The 16235-nt window shown below is 45.6% G+C and carries 13 protein-coding genes, 5 tRNA genes and 1 pseudogene; 8 read left to right on the plus strand and 11 right to left on the minus strand.

Annotated elements, in window-relative coordinates; all coding sequences use genetic code 11:
- Positions 1 to 17: 17 nt before the first annotated feature.
- Positions 18 to 1232, minus strand: a complete 1215-nt coding sequence (locus tag L9Q40_RS00910; protein WP_014231230.1) for a pyridoxal phosphate-dependent aminotransferase — start codon at positions 1230 to 1232, stop codon at positions 18 to 20.
- Between the two features lie 217 nt (positions 1233 to 1449).
- Here L9Q40_RS00910 and L9Q40_RS00915 point away from each other — a divergent pair, with 217 nt between their 5' ends.
- From L9Q40_RS00915 to L9Q40_RS00945, 7 genes are all read left to right on the plus strand, one after another.
- The gene (locus L9Q40_RS00915; protein ID WP_498791693.1) at positions 1450 to 2757 is read left to right on the plus strand and encodes an isochorismate synthase; all 1308 of its coding nucleotides are present in this window, start codon (positions 1450 to 1452) and stop codon (positions 2755 to 2757) included.
- Positions 2754 to 4472, plus strand: a complete 1719-nt coding sequence (gene menD / locus L9Q40_RS00920; protein ID WP_498791694.1) for a 2-succinyl-5-enolpyruvyl-6-hydroxy-3-cyclohexene-1-carboxylic-acid synthase — start codon at positions 2754 to 2756, stop codon at positions 4470 to 4472. The genes L9Q40_RS00915 and menD overlap by 4 nt, the downstream gene beginning before the upstream one ends.
- Complete coding sequence (gene menH, locus L9Q40_RS00925) at positions 4459 to 5253, plus strand: 2-succinyl-6-hydroxy-2,4-cyclohexadiene-1-carboxylate synthase (RefSeq protein ID WP_014231233.1); 795 nt, start codon at positions 4459 to 4461, stop codon at positions 5251 to 5253. The genes menD and menH overlap by 14 nt, the downstream gene beginning before the upstream one ends.
- A gap of 26 nt (positions 5254 to 5279) precedes the next feature.
- A complete protein-coding gene (gene menB, locus L9Q40_RS00930; RefSeq protein ID WP_014231234.1) occupies positions 5280 to 6146 on the plus strand; it encodes a 1,4-dihydroxy-2-naphthoyl-CoA synthase in 867 nt (288 codons plus the stop codon).
- Between the two features lie 125 nt (positions 6147 to 6271).
- Complete coding sequence (gene menC, locus L9Q40_RS00935) at positions 6272 to 7261, plus strand: o-succinylbenzoate synthase (protein ID WP_020336155.1); 990 nt, start codon at positions 6272 to 6274, stop codon at positions 7259 to 7261.
- Positions 7246 to 8679 (plus strand): o-succinylbenzoate--CoA ligase, encoded by a 1434-nt coding sequence (gene menE, locus L9Q40_RS00940; RefSeq protein WP_498791695.1) that lies wholly within the window; start codon positions 7246 to 7248, stop codon positions 8677 to 8679. Before menC ends, menE begins: the two co-directional genes overlap by 16 nt.
- A gap of 120 nt (positions 8680 to 8799) precedes the next feature.
- A complete protein-coding gene (locus L9Q40_RS00945; protein WP_498791696.1) occupies positions 8800 to 8979 on the plus strand; it encodes a hypothetical protein in 180 nt (59 codons plus the stop codon).
- Positions 8980 to 9004: 25 nt separating this feature from the next.
- Here the strand turns inward: L9Q40_RS00945 and L9Q40_RS00950 are convergent, their stop codons facing one another.
- The 3 genes from L9Q40_RS00950 to L9Q40_RS00960 form a co-directional block, all read right to left on the minus strand.
- Positions 9005 to 9937 carry a YeiH family protein gene (locus tag L9Q40_RS00950; protein ID WP_014231238.1) on the minus strand — a complete coding sequence of 311 codons (933 nt, stop codon included), beginning with the start codon at positions 9935 to 9937 and terminating at the stop codon, positions 9005 to 9007.
- Between the two features lie 132 nt (positions 9938 to 10069).
- Complete coding sequence (locus tag L9Q40_RS00955; protein WP_498791697.1) at positions 10070 to 11944, minus strand: MFS transporter; 1875 nt, start codon at positions 11942 to 11944, stop codon at positions 10070 to 10072.
- 13 nt (positions 11945 to 11957) lie between these two features.
- Positions 11958 to 12548 (minus strand): TetR/AcrR family transcriptional regulator, encoded by a 591-nt coding sequence (locus tag L9Q40_RS00960; RefSeq protein WP_498791698.1) that lies wholly within the window; start codon positions 12546 to 12548, stop codon positions 11958 to 11960.
- A gap of 316 nt (positions 12549 to 12864) precedes the next feature.
- Here L9Q40_RS00960 and L9Q40_RS00965 point away from each other — a divergent pair, with 316 nt between their 5' ends.
- Positions 12865 to 13740, plus strand: a complete 876-nt coding sequence (locus L9Q40_RS00965; RefSeq protein ID WP_498791699.1) for a Tim44 domain-containing protein — start codon at positions 12865 to 12867, stop codon at positions 13738 to 13740.
- 74 nt (positions 13741 to 13814) lie between these two features.
- Here L9Q40_RS00965 and L9Q40_RS00970 read toward each other — a convergent pair.
- The 7 genes and pseudogenes from L9Q40_RS00970 to L9Q40_RS01000 form a co-directional block, all read right to left on the minus strand.
- A pseudogene (locus L9Q40_RS00970) lies at positions 13815 to 14657 on the minus strand (IS3 family transposase); the annotation flags it as partial.
- Positions 14654 to 15163, minus strand: coding sequence for a helix-turn-helix domain-containing protein (locus L9Q40_RS00975; protein WP_498791700.1), 510 nt, complete (start codon positions 15161 to 15163; stop codon positions 14654 to 14656). The pseudogene L9Q40_RS00970 and the gene L9Q40_RS00975, both read right to left, overlap by 4 nt.
- A 265-nt stretch (positions 15164 to 15428) precedes the next feature.
- A tRNA-Tyr gene (locus L9Q40_RS00980) sits at positions 15429 to 15513 on the minus strand.
- A 90-nt stretch (positions 15514 to 15603) separates the two neighbouring features.
- Positions 15604 to 15688: transfer RNA gene (locus tag L9Q40_RS00985), tRNA-Tyr, on the minus strand.
- Positions 15689 to 15775: 87 nt separating this feature from the next.
- Positions 15776 to 15860: transfer RNA gene (locus L9Q40_RS00990), tRNA-Tyr, on the minus strand.
- An 86-nt stretch (positions 15861 to 15946) separates the two neighbouring features.
- Positions 15947 to 16031, minus strand: a tRNA-Tyr gene (locus L9Q40_RS00995).
- 86 nt (positions 16032 to 16117) lie between these two features.
- Positions 16118 to 16202, minus strand: a tRNA-Tyr gene (locus L9Q40_RS01000).
- Positions 16203 to 16235 lie beyond the last annotated feature (33 nt).

The following is a 16235-nucleotide window of genomic DNA, read 5'->3' on the forward strand; positions in this document are numbered from 1 at the left end:
TTACTACCAGTGATTCATTACTGGCTATAAGTCGTTAAGAAGCGTTCGAATCGTCCGATTGCGGTTTCAAGATCTTCGACATGTGGGAGTGTCACGATGCGGAAGTGATCCGGTTTAGGCCAGTTAAAGCCGGTACCCTGAACCAAAAGCACTTTTTCTTGTTTCAGGAAGTCCAACACCATTTGCTGATCGTTTTTGATGTTGTACATCTTGGTATCAATTTTCGGGAAAAGATACATAGCGCCTTTCGGCTTAACGCACGATACTCCCGGGATTTGCGTGATCAGCTCATAAGCGCGATTACGCTGCTCGAGCAGGCGACCACCAGGCAAAATCAGTTCATTGATACTCTGGTATCCACCTAGTGCGGTTTGGATCGCGTGCTGCATTGGCACGTTTGCACACAAACGCATTGACGAGAGCAGCTCCAGACCTTTTATATAGCCAGGTGCGAGGTGCTTCGGCCCTGTAAGGAACATCCAGCCACCGCGGAAACCACATACACGGTATGCTTTTGACAGGCCGTTGAACGTCATCACAAGTACGTCTTCAGTCAGTGTCGCAACAGAGGTGTGTGTCGCACCGTCGTAAAGAACTTTATCGTAGATTTCGTCTGCAAAAATAATCAGATTGTGCTGACGTGCAATTTCAATGAATTCAAGTAGGAAATCACGGCTGTAAACCGCACCCGTTGGGTTGTTCGGGTTGATTAAAACGATGCCGCGAGTTTTCGGCGTGATTTTACTCTTGATATCTTCTAAATCTGGATACCAGTCTGATTCCTCATCACAAATATAGTGAACCGGTTTACCACCCGATAGTGCCACAGAAGCAGTCCACAATGGGTAATCCGGAGCAGGAATAAGCAGCTCGTCACCATTGTTTAACAGCGCCTGCATCGACATCATGATCAATTCTGATACACCATTGCCTACATAGACATCTTCTACGTCTAGAGAGCGAATGCCTTTACGCTGGTAATGCTGAACCACGGCTTTACGAGCCGAATAGATCCCTTTGGAATCGCAGTAACCTTGAGAAGTTGGCAGATTTCGGATTACATCGACTAAAATCTCATCAGGGGCGTCAAAACCAAATGGGGCGGGGTTACCAATGTTTAGCTTTAGGATTTTATGCCCTTCTTCCTCCATGCGCTTAGCATGTTTGAGTACAGGACCCCTAATGTCGTAGCAGACATTATCGAGTTTTGACGACATCCCGATATTTTGCATTGTTTAATTCCTAAAAATTCGTTAATTTCTTTATTAAAATACAATAATTTGTATTTTAATAGAATATATATCTGTAAATTATCTGTTTATAGTCTTTGTTTTGCACCTTTGCTGTTCTACGAGTTTGCAAAAGATCGCATACAGCCTTGATTTGCTTTAGGTCTAAACTTAGAGTAGCCATAAGTTACCCTTTATCCTCACATACTACGAGGTTGATTTGTCACAGTTCCATCAAGCCGTACAAAGAATTATCAAGCGAGTTCAGAAAATACAAGGCAATCCAATGCGTTTGGTCGAGCCTCTTGGCGAGAAACCACACTTTTCATTGATTGATTGGCTTGATGCGCAACCACTTTTTCCCAAGTTTTATTGGCAATCCCGTGATACTCGTGAAGAAGTTGTCGCTCTAGGACAATTGCATTCTTTTGTCGACCCTGGTTCAGCCTATACGATTCTGGGAGAGGGCCAGCGAGTTTGGGGCGGGCGCTCTTTTGACGGCCAGCATGAGAAAAACCGTCGCTGCATGACCTCGTTTTTCTTTTTGCCGCAAATAGAACTGATTCGCTTTGATGAACAATGGTCTTTAGCGGTTAATGTTACTGAAGATACATCACGTACATTAGCTGGATTACACAAGCTGGCTTGTGATGTCGCAGCCTTAACGCCAATTTCTACTCACATACGGTTAATAGAGCATACTCCGACTCAGCCTGAGTGGGGAGACCTGGTAGACAAAGTACTGAATGGTATTGAAAATGATGACTTTAAAAAGGTCGTTCTGGCACGTCGTTCCACGCTTCACCTCGATAGAGAGTTGAGTGCAGCACAATTGCTCAAAGCAAGTGCCAGCCAAAATCATCATAGCTTCCATTTTCTGTTCAGTTTGGATCGTAAGCACAGCTTTATGGGCTCTACCCCAGAGCGTCTCTATGCGCGGGTGGGGCATGAACTTCATACTGAAGCTTTAGCTGGAACCATTGGTCGTGGGGATAATGCGACCCATGATATGGAACTGGCTAACTGGCTATCGCAAGACCTTAAAAACCTGAAAGAAAATCAGTATGTTGTGGATGATATTGTTGAGCGTTTATCCCCTCACTCTGAATCAGTCGAGGTGGAAACGGAGCCCCGATTGGTGCGACTGAGAAAAGTGCAGCATCTCAAACGTAATATCCACGCAAGCCTCAAAGCTGGCATAAATGGTGTACAGCTGCTTTCTGCATTACAGCCTACTGCGGCCGTTGCCGGTTTACCTCGTCAAGAGTCTATGCAGTTCATCCTTGAAAATGAGCCGTTTGCTCGAGGTTGGTACGCAGGTTCTATGGGGTACATTAGTCACGAACGCGCGGAGTTTTGTGTCGCGATAAGAAGTGCTTTGGTACTTGGTGATCAAGTTCAGTTGTTTGCCGGGGCAGGGATCGTACCTGGCTCAGTTGCCGAGCATGAATGGGCTGAACTGGATAAGAAAATGTCAACGTTGTTAACGCTCATCTCTGAGCACCCGCCACTTGGAGTGGCATCATGAGTCATGATCAAGCCGTACTAAATCGTATTTGGTCTGAAACACTGTTGATAGAGCTGAATCGATTTGGTGTTGAGCATGTGTGCATCGCGCCTGGTTCACGTTCAACACCGTTAACGCTGGAAGCCGCCGATAATCCTAATTTTACGATTCATACCCATTTTGATGAGCGTGGATTAGGCTTTATGGCGTTGGGCTTAGCGAAAGCCAGTCAAAGTCCGGTAGCGGTCATTGTGACTTCGGGTACTGCTGTCGCGAATTTACTGCCAGCGATTGCGGAAGCTAAATTAACCGGTGAGAAGCTGGTGCTGTTAACCGCAGATCGTCCGGTAGAACTGGTTGGCTGTGGAGCGAATCAAGCCATCAATCAATTGGGCATTTTTTCTCAACATGTGTCTGCAAGCTTGAATCTGCCAAGTCCGACAGAAACTACGCCGCTTAACTGGTTGCTAACATCCGTTGATGAAGTGATGTTTACACAGCAGCTGGAAGGGAGCGCTGTACATATTAACTGTGCTTTCCCTGAGCCTCTCTATTCCACAGGCTCTAAACGCGAATATCAGCACTATCTCAGCTCTGTCACCGCTTGGAGAGAGAGCCACCGTACTTACACTCAGCGTTTTTCGTCTCTCGCAGTCAGCGACATCCCTTGTTTGGAACAGAAAAAAGGTGTTGTGATCATTGGTAGCTTGCCTTTGGAAGAGTCCGAAGCAGCGCTTTCATTTGCTCAAAAGATGGGTTGGCCGGTATTGGCTGATCCACAAAGTGGTGTCAGCTCCGAGTGGGGACACTACGATTTATGGTTGACCTTGCCGAATCTGGTACAGCAGCTTGAATTGTGTGAACTGATCATCCAGTTTGGCAGCCGCATTATCTCCAAGCGTCTTAATCATTGGATTGAAACTCAGGTTACCCGGGGAGTTGCAGAGCGAGAAACTGAATATTGGTATATTTCCCAGCGCCCAGGCCGAAATAACCAAAGCCATCTGCCGCAACTGCATTGGGTTGAGTCGCCAAAAAGTTGGGTGGAACGTGTCTCTGCTGAAAATTCAATTGAGTCTGGATGGGCAAGCCAGCTAAAAACAGACGTTGAGCAAATCAGCCAGCACATTAGACACTCGTTTTTAAGTGCATCGACCTTTGACTTAAATGAAGTTACAGTGGCGGTTGATATCGAAGAAAGAGCGAAAAACGTAGACGTCTTTCTTGGCAATAGCCTGTTCGTCCGATTAGTCGATATGTTTGGTCGTCTGGGCAAAAGTGAGGTGTTTTCTAATCGTGGCGCTTCTGGTATTGATGGAATTCTGGCTACGGCATCTGGCGTACAGCGCTCTCGTGACAATCCATTACTGGTTTATATTGGTGATACATCCGCGTTGTACGATCTCAACTCACTAGCGCTGTTTACTCATTCGAAGCAGCCTGCTGTTATCGTTATTACCAATAATGACGGCGGTGCCATATTTGATATTCTCCCTGTGCCACAGGAACATCGCCAGACCTATTACCAAATGCCTCATGGTTATCAGTTTGAACACGCAGCAAAACAGTTTGGCTTGAGTTACCAACAGCCCAAAACGTTAGAACAGTATCAGGCACTGGTCTCCGATCACTTTGAGCATGGACAAGGTACACTGGTAATAGAAGTACAAACACCACCTAGCCAAGCGGTGGAACTGATTAAAATATTTAATAAAAACCTGCATGCTAAGTTCTAAATACTTTACGGCAACTGGAAAACACCAAAGCGTCAAACTCCCTACTTTGGTGTTTTTGCATGGCTTGTTAGGAAGTGGGGAGGATTGGCAAACCTGTATCGATGAGTTGACCGAGTTTGAACGGGTGACCATAGATCTACCCGGCCATGGGGCTAGCCAGGCTACCTGTTGCTCCGATTTAGATGATTGCTGCAAATCCCTTAATTCCACACTATCTTTATTATTTTCTTCTCACCAACCGCTTGTTTTGATTGGTTACTCCATGGGTGGCCGAATCACCATGCATGGATTAGCCAAGAACTGCTTTCCAGATCTCAATATTTGCGCCGCGTTTATTGAGGGGGGAAACTTCGGGCTTCAAACAGAGTCAGAGAAACGAGCGAGGTTTGAAAACGACTATCGCTGGGCGTCGCGCTTTGAAATCGAACCCATTGAACACGTTTTGAGCGATTGGTATCAGCAAACGGTGTTTTCTTCACTAAACCATGAGCAAAGACAAACATTGATTGCAAAGCGTAGTGCTAATCTTGGCGATGCTGTCGCGAAGATGTTACGTGCGACATCGCTGGCAACACAGTCGTATCTGTTACCAGCATTACAAGCGCAACCAGTACCGGTTTATTACCTTTGTGGTGCGAAAGATAAAAAATTCTGTCAACTGGCAGCAAATAGCGGGTTGATGTATCGACAAATTGAGGGAGCCGGACACAACGTCCATCAAGAGCAACCCAAACAATTTGCGATGTATATAAAGCAAATAATTCAATCTCACTTAAAGTGAGAGTAACGATAACAATGGGAATCACCATGGCAAAAACAGTAGGCATTTCTGAAGAAGAACTTTACGCTCCGGTTGAATGGAAAGATTGCAGCGAAAAATACGATGATATCCATTATCACAAATCTGTAGATGGCATCGCGAAAATAACCATCGCGCGTCCACAAGTGCGTAATGCGTTCCGCCCTCAAACAGTGAAAGAGATGATTGATGCATTAGCAGACGCACGTTATGACTCTGCAGTTGGTGTGATTATTTTAACCGGTTTGGGTGAAGATGCGTTCTGTTCTGGTGGTGACCAGAAGATCCGAGGTGATTACGGCGGTTACAAAGATGACCAGGGCACTCACCATTTGAATGTTCTGGACTTCCAACGTGACATCCGCACTTGTCCAAAACCAGTCATTGCTTCTGTTGCTGGCTGGGCTGTCGGTGGTGGTCATGTTCTGCACATGATGTGTGATTTAACCATTGCAGCTGATAATGCGCAGTTTGGTCAGACTGGTCCTAAAGTCGGTTCGTTTGACGGCGGTTGGGGTGCCTCTTACATGGCTCGTATCGTCGGTCAGAAAAAAGCACGCGAAATTTGGTTCCTGTGTCGTTTCTACAATGCGCAAGAAGCATTAGATATGGGCTTAGTGAATACCGTTGTACCACTGGAAGATCTTGAGAAAGAAACCGTTCGCTGGTGTCGTGAAGTACTTCAGCACAGCCCAATGGCGTTGCGTTGTCTGAAAGCGGCGTTGAATGCTGACTGTGATGGTCAGGCAGGCTTACAAGAACTGGCAGGTAACGCGACCATGATGTTCTACATGACCGATGAAGGTCAGGAAGGCCGTAACGCCTTTAACGAGAAGCGTCGCCCAGACTTCGATAAATTCCCTCGTAACCCTTAATCCGTATAGAAGAGAAGCCATAGGGCTTCTCTGAATTAAATTTAGAGCCCAAGGATCTTGTCCTTCGGGAGGACGCTGATTTTTCTTTAGCGTGCTTGGGCTATACGGACGACTAGGAGAGGATTATGCGTAAAGCTAAAATTTACCGTTACTGCCTTCCCATGGATAGTGGCGTAATACTGCGTGATAACAAATTGACCGAGCGTGTCGGTTACGTTATTGAGTTAACTGATGGTGAGCAGGTTGGCCTTGGTGAAGTGGCTCCTCTTGTAGGGTTTAGCCACGAAACTAGCGATGAGGCGGGTATGCAGCTTCAGGATCAGGCTGAACGTTGGGTTGCTGGATTGCCGATTGATTACGCCAATATGGTGCCGTCGGTTGCTTTCGGCTTGTCTATGGCTCAACTTGAACTGGCGGGAGAGTTGCCTCGAGATGGTCAATATCAAGCAGCGCCACTTTGTACCGGTGATCCTGACGAACTGATTCCCAAATTGAACGAGATGGAAGGGGACAAAGTCGCCAAGATCAAAGTAGGGCTTTATGAGCCTATTCGCGATGGTATGTTGGTGAACCTGTTTCTGGAATCCATTCCTCAGCTCACTTTGCGACTTGATGCTAATCGAGCGTGGACACCAGAGAAAGCACAACAATTTGCAAAGTATGTAACGCCATCATTGCGTCAACGGATCTCATTCTTAGAGGAGCCTTGCCGTTCGCCGGGCGACAGTTTGTCGTTCGCTATTAACACTGGCATTGCGATCGCTTGGGATGAAACTCTCCAGGATGCGTCTCGACGTGAAGATTTCCGTCTCGAAGATCTAACTGGCGTAAAAGCTATCATCATTAAGCCGACTCTGATTGGCTCCGTTGATTTTTGTATTAAGCTAATCGAAAAAGCAAAGTCACTGGGCATGAAAGCGGTGATCAGTTCAAGTATCGAATCCAGCTTAGGATTGACTCAACTTGCACGTTTTGCGAAATGGCAACTTCCTGATGAAGTTCCGGGATTAGACACCATCGGACTGTTTAAATCACAGTTAGAGCAAGGTTGGCCCGAGTGTGAACTTCCAATTGCCCCTCTCGCTGAGCAGGAATTAGTGTGGCAATCAGCGTAGAGCGATTCGCGACAGAAAATAGCGCGATTACACCTTGGAATTACTGGGCTCAGACGAGCCCATTTTCTACTGCATTAGTGACACCAGAAGAGTCCTTAACCTGGCAGCAGCTTGAATCTCGTATTGAACATTATGCTCACTATTTGCGGGAGCAAGGAGTAGGGTGCGGAAGTGTTGTTACGCTCGTCGGCAAGAATCAAGCTGAGACGGTGTTGATATATCTGGCGGCACAACAGATAGGCGCTATTGCGGCATTAACTATGCCACAGCCGTTCGAGGCTCTTAACGGCAAGTTGCACACTTTGTACCAACCAAAACAGCCGCGTTTCATGTGGTTTACCGAAAAGGTATTGGCCTCTTATTCTAAACAAAATCAAACCGCTCTGAACGGCACATTACTGAACTGTCCCAAGAATACATCACAATCATTAAACGCCAAGCAAGAGAGCGGTTATCGCCTTGATAATGCGGCGTCGATTGTCTTCACTTCAGGCTCAACTGGCGTGCCGAAAGCCGTGGTGCATACTCATCGACAACATTACGCCTCAGCACAAGGTTTGCTGAGTGAGTTTACGTTCACTCAGCAGGATACTTGGTTGTTGTCACTGCCTCTTTATCACGTGTCTGGGCTGGCGATTATGTATCGTTGGTTGTTTGCTGGTGCAACGCTGAAGGTTGGTAATGGTCAGTTAGCACAGGATATTTTAGGTGTCTCTCATGCCTCACTGGTGCCTACACAACTTAAACGATTATTGGATGACAAGGCAGAGCTGTCTTTATCTCACGTTTTGCTGGGAGGAAGCCATGTCGATCATGAGTTGGCTTTGCGAGCAGCGCGTCAGGGGATTGAAACCTGGCTGGGCTACGGCATGACAGAAGCGGCGTCTACAGTGACAGCAAAGCAAATCGACAAAATCAGCAATGCTGGCCACGTGCTCCAAAATCGCGACATCAAGTTAGTTGATGGTCGTATTTTTATCGGTGGGCAAACCTTAGCATCTGGCTATTTTTTTCAGGGTGACATTACGCCGTTGTTGGACAAATCAGGTTGGTTTGACAGCAAGGATTTAGGAGGGTGGCAGGGCAATGAGCTGAAGATTATTGGTCGGGCTGATAATCAGTTTATCTCTGGTGGTGAAAACATTCATTGTGAAGAGATAGAGGCGATTCTGAACCAGATCGAGACTGTGGTGCAAAGTATTGTGGTGCCCGTTGAAGATAAGGAGTTCGGTCATCGACCTGTAGCGGTGATTCAAACCGACCAATTGATGAGTTCAGAGTACTACGAACATTTCCTGCAGGCCAAACTTGAGAAGTTCAAGTGGCCAATCGCGTATCACTCGATGCCAAAGGAATTATTAGCAGGTGGAATAAAGGTCTCTCGCAAGGCGGTAAAAGAGTGGCTGCAGGGGAATTGACCAATCTTAAGTAAGGTTAGTCAATTTTGCTATGTGTTAGTCAGAAAGGGAATTTTGTATCCTTATAACACTGAATCATAATTACGCTTCATTCTAGAGAATAAAAGCATAAGGTTCAGTATGGTCAAGACTGCGTTAATAGCGGCAGTTCTGCTACAAATAGGCATCTCACTCAACAGTGAAGGGTTAGCACGCTCTTTAGCTGAACTGACGGCATTTCTTATCGCGATAGCTCTAGTTTTTATTCATAAGCAACGAAGTGATCGTGCGTCAGGCAGAACTGAGTCAGAAAGCCTTTGATTAATATTTTCTACGGTTGATTGGATCAGTGAATCAACAGCCATATCAGTGATGATACGGAAACTAAAACCCACAAACTGACACCAAACAGCAATGGCTTAGCACCAGCAGACTTCAGCTTGGAAACGGAAATACTGCATCCTATCAAGAATAAGCACACCACCAATGCCTGCTTGGCAACGGTAAAGATACCGTGATAGAGCATCTCGAATTGAGGTAAAAAGTCACTGAACGCGATGGCCGCGCAATACCAAAAGATAAAGTAAGGAATCGCAATCTTACTTGAACCATCTTCTCCATTATCTCGCGAGAAAATCACAGCACTAATTAATGCAACCGGAATGATCCAAAGCGCGCGAGCTAATTTGAGGGTTGTTGCTGTGGTAAGCGCTTCCTCACCATAAGCCGATGCGGCGCCGACCACAGAAGAGGTATCATGAATGGCAATGGCTGCCCATGTGCCAAACGTATGTTGGTCTAGTTCCAGCGCATGGCCAATTACTGGGAATACGAATAGGGCGACCGAGTTTAGGACGAAGACAGTTGCCAGCGCCAAACCAATCTGTTCATCTTTGGCTCTAATCGCGGGCGCAACGGCTGCGATAGCACTGCCACCACAAATCGCAGTGCCAGAAGAAATTAAATACGCTGTTGTTGTTTCAAGTTTAATGGCTTTGGCAATGAGCGAACCGATCACCAATGTACCGAGTATGGTTGCGATGATAAGACCAATACCATCAGACGTAACCGCCAGAGCCTGCTCGAAATTAATCCCAAACCCTAAACCGATAATGGAATAAGAAAGTAGCTTTTTGGTGAAAGACGCGATAGGCAGTTCGCCTGGCACAAAGCCAAAGCTAGCCAGCAAAAAGCCAATAACCAATGCGATAGGTGAGGATACAAAAGGGGTCAGGCAAAACAGCAGCGCTAATCCAAAAAGAAGATACTTTTTATTCAAGGTTTATTATTCGTTATTGTTTGTGAAAGTGTGAGTATATCGCATCACTTATGGTCAGTTTGTTTTAATGATTTGAACACATGTTCAGTTATCCTAAACATGTGTTCAAATGAATAGATTCAATGGGGCTTATCAGCGCCAATCACCGCGTAATTCTCGCACCTTCTCAAACATCAATTGAGCCGTTGCGTCGTTTGGCTGGACTGGCGAGCCTGCTTCTATTTCCAGCTTCGACCAGAATCTGGTTGGAAGCCCTTTGCAGGCTCTGCCTTTGCATCGGCTAAAGTAACTACCCCAAAGCCCTTTTAATGCTACTGGAATAACAGGGACGGGACTGCGGCGCAGAATAATATCAATACCGCGCATGAACTCTTGGATCTCGCCGTCAGAGGTCAGCTTACCTTCCGGGAAAATACACACGATATCGCCTTCGGCTAATGCTTGTTCAACGTCATTGAACGCTCTTCGGATTGAATTTCGATTACTGGCTGAAATAGGTATTACACCCGTTCGGCGCAAGAAGCCGCGTATCGGCGTCAGGTTGGCGTAATCTTCTTCCATTACAAAGCGAATTAAGCGAGGGCATACCGCGCTTAAAAGTAGTGCGTCCATATAACTGACGTGATTACACACAATCAAGGCGCCGCCGCTTTCTGGTAGATGATGCAGGTTCTTGTGTTTGACTCGGTAGATAGTGTGAGTCAGCATCCAAACAACAAAACGGACGACGAAGATAGGTACCTGCATAAATAGGTACACAGTGACAAGGAGGTTGAGTACTGCAAGTAGCGCAAACAACTGCGGAATCGTCATTTCAATCACGCTTAAGCAGACAATGCCTAACACCGCGCTACCCACCATAAAGAACGAGTTAAAGATGTTGAGCCCAGCAATGACCTGAGCACGTTCGGTTTCTTTTGCTCGGTGCTGCATTAACGCGTAAAGAGGAACAATGAATAACCCGCCTGATGCACCAATCATCAATAGGTAGAAAAACAGAAGCCAGTAATCCTGGAAGGCGATGAATTCACTAAAAGTTTGAAATTGAGGTAAGTCGCCTGGAATTGAGATCGCCATTAAGTAACCGAATATTGTGATACCCAGAGCGCCAATTGGCACGATGCCGACTTCAATTCGGTGATTGGAAATCCAGTTACAAAGCAATGACCCAAGCGCAATACCGATTGAAAAGAGGGCAAGTAAGAAGGAAACCGCGCTTTCTGTGCCGTTCAGATACACTTTCGTAAAGTTTGGAAATTGGGTCAGGTAAGCAGCACCCAGGAACCAGAACCAACTGATCGCCATAATACATTGAAAGACTACCCGATCAGACTTACAGATCGAGAGGGTGTGCTTAGTTTGTTGATATGGTTGCCAGCGGAAGGTCAGGTTCGGTGCACTAGCGGCTGAAAATGGGATAAAACGACTCGATAAATAACCGAGCAGCGCAAATAGCACCACACAAAATGCCGCGAGGTATTTGGCATTCTCTGATGAGGCAATAATGCCGGCTCCCAGCGTCCCAATCAGAATTGCGATAAAGGTACCGGCTTCGACTAAGGCGTTACCCGGAACCAATTCTTTATCATTCAGGTTTTGTGGCAGCAGAGCGTACTTTACCGGGCCAAAAAATGCGGACTGAGTGCCCATCAAAAACAGCAGCAGTAATAACACGCCATAACTTTCGGTAATAAAGCCAATGGCGCCCAAAGCCATTATTGCAATTTCAAATAGCTTTACCTTGCGGATAAACCAGGACTTTTCGTACTTGTCTGCTAATACACCTGCTGAGGCTGAAAACAGAAAGAAAGGAAGAATGAATAAACCCGCTGCTAAATTGATGAATAGGTTGCTGGAGATAGGTAAAGCACCGGCACCAGAAAAGGCGACAAAAAGCAGTAAAACGTTCTTAAAAATATTGTCATTGAAAGCGCCAAAAAACTGAGTAATAAAATAAGGTAGGAACTTTCTTTGTCTAAGCAAGGAGGGATGTCTGTCCGGTGACATGTCGAATCCTTTATTACCAGTTATTGAGGTAGTTAGATAGCAGGTTACTTATTAAAACTTTACCGTCTACTGGTTCACTGGAGAAAAATTTATCATCTACGCTGAGTAGGGTAATGCCATGTACTCCAGACCACAACACACGACTGGCTTGAATCACTTCGGACTCTGTCCGGTGTGGCGCAATTTGTGCGAGCAGTGACTCTAGCATACCTGTCATGTCATCAATGCGTTTTGCCTGCCAATCGGGGAGTTCCGCGCCGTTCATGTTGTGCTCGAAGACCAATTGCCAGCGGTAAGGATGTTTAAGGGCAAAATCGTGGTAGCAATAAGCCAGTTCAAAGAGTGCTTCGTGGGCGTCTTTGCAACTGTTTGTCGCTTTTCTCGACTCTTGGGATAATTCATCCAGGGTCTGAGCAACAGCATGCAAAAGTAGTAAGTTATAGTTACCGAAAATATTAACTAATGTACTTGGCACATAACCGATCATGTTAGCGATTTTACGAAGACTAAGTTCGTGATAGGAATTCTCTTCCAAAAAGTCTTTAACGGTTGCTAAGGTCAAGTTTATTAACTCTTCTCTGGTGTGATCGTTTCTACGCGCCATACTTCAAACTGCTTTATTGAACAATGTTCAATATGATAGTCGGCTAGTTATTCACCGTCAATAAATCCTGTCGCCAATTGAGCACTACAAGGGGGTAATTTGTGTGTTGTTACTGATACTTGCATGAGAAATAATCAACGAGTGTAAGTTTGGCAATATTCTGATACATGTCGGACCGGTTAGATTGTTTTAATGAGCATGCATACGGAGTATGATGAATCCACACTCATCTTTGACGTGCCACTATCTGAAACACTAAAGTGATGGTTCAGTTGGGCACATTCTTGGATCACTATCGTCAATTGTAAGGATAACGATGAAACGCATATTTTCGATTGTTGCTCTGTTAATGTTTACTGTTGCAGTAACGCCTATTGCAGAAGCGAAAAAGTTTGGTGGCGGCAAGTCTTTTGGTAAGAGCTATAAGACAGCACCTGCACCGACACAAAAGCAAGCGACAAACACGAGTACCGTCGGTAAAGATCAAGCTACCAAGTCTTCAAGCAAGAAAGGCTTAATGGGTGGTTTACTCGGTGGTCTTTTGGCTGGTGGTCTTCTGGCAGCATTCTTTGGCGGTGCTTTTGAAGGTATCCAATTTATGGATATCCTTATTATTGGCTTGATTGCATTCCTGATCTTTAAACTGATGCGCGGTATGTTAGGGGCGAAGCAGGGCAGTATGAATCAGCATCGTCAGCAGCCAGCATTTGGTGGTAACAGTTCGAAGTTCGAGCAGCCGAACACGCAAAATTTTGAGCAACAACCAAACGTAAATGCAGGTGGCTTTGGTGGTTTCGGTGCGCAAGCTGACGTTCCACACAACTACCCACCGGGCTTTGACCAAGCAGGGTTTGTGAATGGTGCTCGTGAGCATTACCGTGTTTTACAAGGTGCGTGGAATCACAATCAGCTAGACACTATCGAAGAGTATGTTTCTCCGAGCCTGCTTGATGATCTGAAAGCAGAGCGTGCAAAATTAGACGGTGAGCAGCATACCGATGTCATGTACGTTGATGCAGAGATTGTTCGCGCGGACCATAATGCCAACAAAGCAGAACTCAGCTTGCAGTTTAGTGGTCGTTACCGCGATGCTGTCGAAGGTATCGAAGAAGACATCACTGATATTTGGCACCTTGAGCGTGACCTTACGGTACCAAACGCACCGTGGCTGATTGTTGGTATTCAAGGTTAATATTCAACAGCATCCAAATTAGCATCAATAAAAATCCCGCTTTTGAAGTGACCCCATAAAGTTGGACATTTCTGTTAAGCGGCTTGCAAGGCCTGATTTCGATACTCTATCGGAGTCAGGCCTTTTAATTTCACTTTAATTCGTTTGGTATTGTAATACTCGATGTATTCGTCAATATGAGCGATCAGGTCATCAGCATCTTCAAAGTGCTGGTTATGGTACATTTCTGTTTTCAGTAAGGCAAAGAAGTTCTCCGCAACTGCATTGTCTAGACAGTTTCCTTTCCGCGACATGCTCTGTGTTAAGCAACTTTCAGATAGCTTTTTCTGATATTTCTTATGCCTATATTGCCACCCTTGATCGCTATGAACGATTGGCTTAGCGCCTTCGCCTAAAGTCGCAACCGCGTCTGTCAACATTTCAGTGACCAGAGGTAGACGCCCATTTTTTGCGACCTTATAAGCCACAACTTCCTGTGTGAACAGATCAACGATTGGTGATAGATAGACTTTCTGCTGTTTAACTTTAAACTCAGTGACATCAGTTACCCACTTCTCATCTGGCTTCGTCGCTTTAAAGTCTCGTTCAAGAACATTGGGGGCCACAGTTCCCACTTCTCCTTTGTAAGAGCGGTACCGTTTGGGTCTGACGGTAGACTTCAAGCCTAGTTGACCCATGAGCCGTTGAACCGTTTTGTGGTTAAGCATAACGCCCTGTCTTCGTAGCTCTAAGTGAATACGACGATACCCATATCTGCCTTTATGCTCATGGTAAATTTGCTCTATTAGACTCTTTTCATCTTGATACTGTTCGGCGTCGTTATTTGGCTTCGCATGATAATAGAAAATACTTCTCGCTAACTTTAAGGCATGCAAAAGGTGTTTTAGTGGATAACAGCTTTTAAGAGCTAGAGCTACGTTCGCTTTTTCTTTGTTCGGCGAGGCTTTTCCTGCTCCAGCTCTTCTAACTTTTTTAGAACGGCATTCTCGGCGCGTAAGTAGGCTAACTCCTCTTTTAGCTCCTCCAGCGTTTTTTCATCATCACTTTTTTGCTGGATAAAAGGGTGCTTACTCATTGGTGATCGTCCTCTACTACGTTCAAGCCCCTGAATGCCATATTGTTTGTACTGTTTAAGCCAAACGGAGAGTGTTCCAGAGGAGGAGAAATTTAATACCGCACTAGTGTGGTTGATAGACCAGCCATTCGTCCACATTTTTTTTAACGCTTGGAGCTTGGTTTGAGCATTTTTAGCGAAATCATGAGGCTTAAATGAATCAGCACCATGAATCTCAAACACTTTTCCCCAGTAACGTATTATGCGTGGTGCAATGGAGTAAGTTTGAGAAAGTTCGTAAGATGAACACTCACCCAGTAAATATTGTTTGGCGACCGCACACTTAAATGCTCGGCTATATTTGGACATAAAGAGACCCCCAATAATTGGTGTCCAACTATTGGGGGTCAGTTCATTTCATAGCGGGATTTTTTTGTGCCTGGTGTTGTTGGAAAGGTGAATTTTGGATTTACTGGAATACGGAATACGGAATACGGAATACGGAATACGGAATACGGAAGCGGTCTTCTACCGATTATCAATGAACAATGATTAGTGTATCTGATAATTGAATCGTTGATAGATAGGATAGCTGAAACGAAAAAAGCCAGCTCAATGAGCTGGCTTTTCAATATGGTGGAGGGGGACGGATTCGAACCATCGAAGGCAGTGCCGGCAGATTTACAGTCTGCTCCCTTTGGCCACTCGGGAACCCCTCCAGGGTGTTTTTATACTTAGAAGCTGTTTTCCCAACACGTTTTCCAAGTTTTTCTCACAATCTATCCAGAGGATAGTCACAAGAAGAAATATGGTGGAGGGGGACGGATTCGAACCATCGAAGGCAGTGCCGGCAGATTTACAGTCTGCTCCCTTTGGCCACTCGGGAACCCCTCCAGGGTATTTTTATACTTAAAAGATGATTTCCCAACACATCGTTCAAGTTTGTCTAATGTTTAAAAGGAATAAACATCAGAAGAAATATGGTGGAGGGGGACGGATTCGAACCATCGAAGGCAGTGCCGGCAGATTTACAGTCTGCTCCCTTTGGCCACTCGGGAACCCCTCCAGGGTGTTTTTATACTTAAAAGATGATTTCCCAACACATCGTTCAAGTCGTTCTAACGTTTAAAAGGAATAAACATCAGAAGAATATGGTGGAGGGGGACGGATTCGAACCATCGAAGGCAGTGCCGGCAGATTTACAGTCTGCTCCCTTTGGCCACTCGGGAACCCCTCCAGGGTGTTTTATACTTAAAAGATGATTTCCCAACACATCGTTCAAGTTGTTCTAACGCTTAAAAGGAATAAACATCAGAAGAAATATGGTGGAGGGGGACGGATTCGAACCATCGAAGGCAGTGCCGGCAGATTTACAGTCTGCTCCCTTTGGCCACTCGGGAACCCCTCCAGGGTGTTTTTATACTTAGAAGCTGTTTTCCCA

Source organism: Allocatenococcus thiocycli, assembly GCF_921292965.1.
Taxonomy (GTDB): Bacteria; Pseudomonadota; Gammaproteobacteria; order Enterobacterales; family Vibrionaceae; genus Vibrio; species Vibrio natriegens.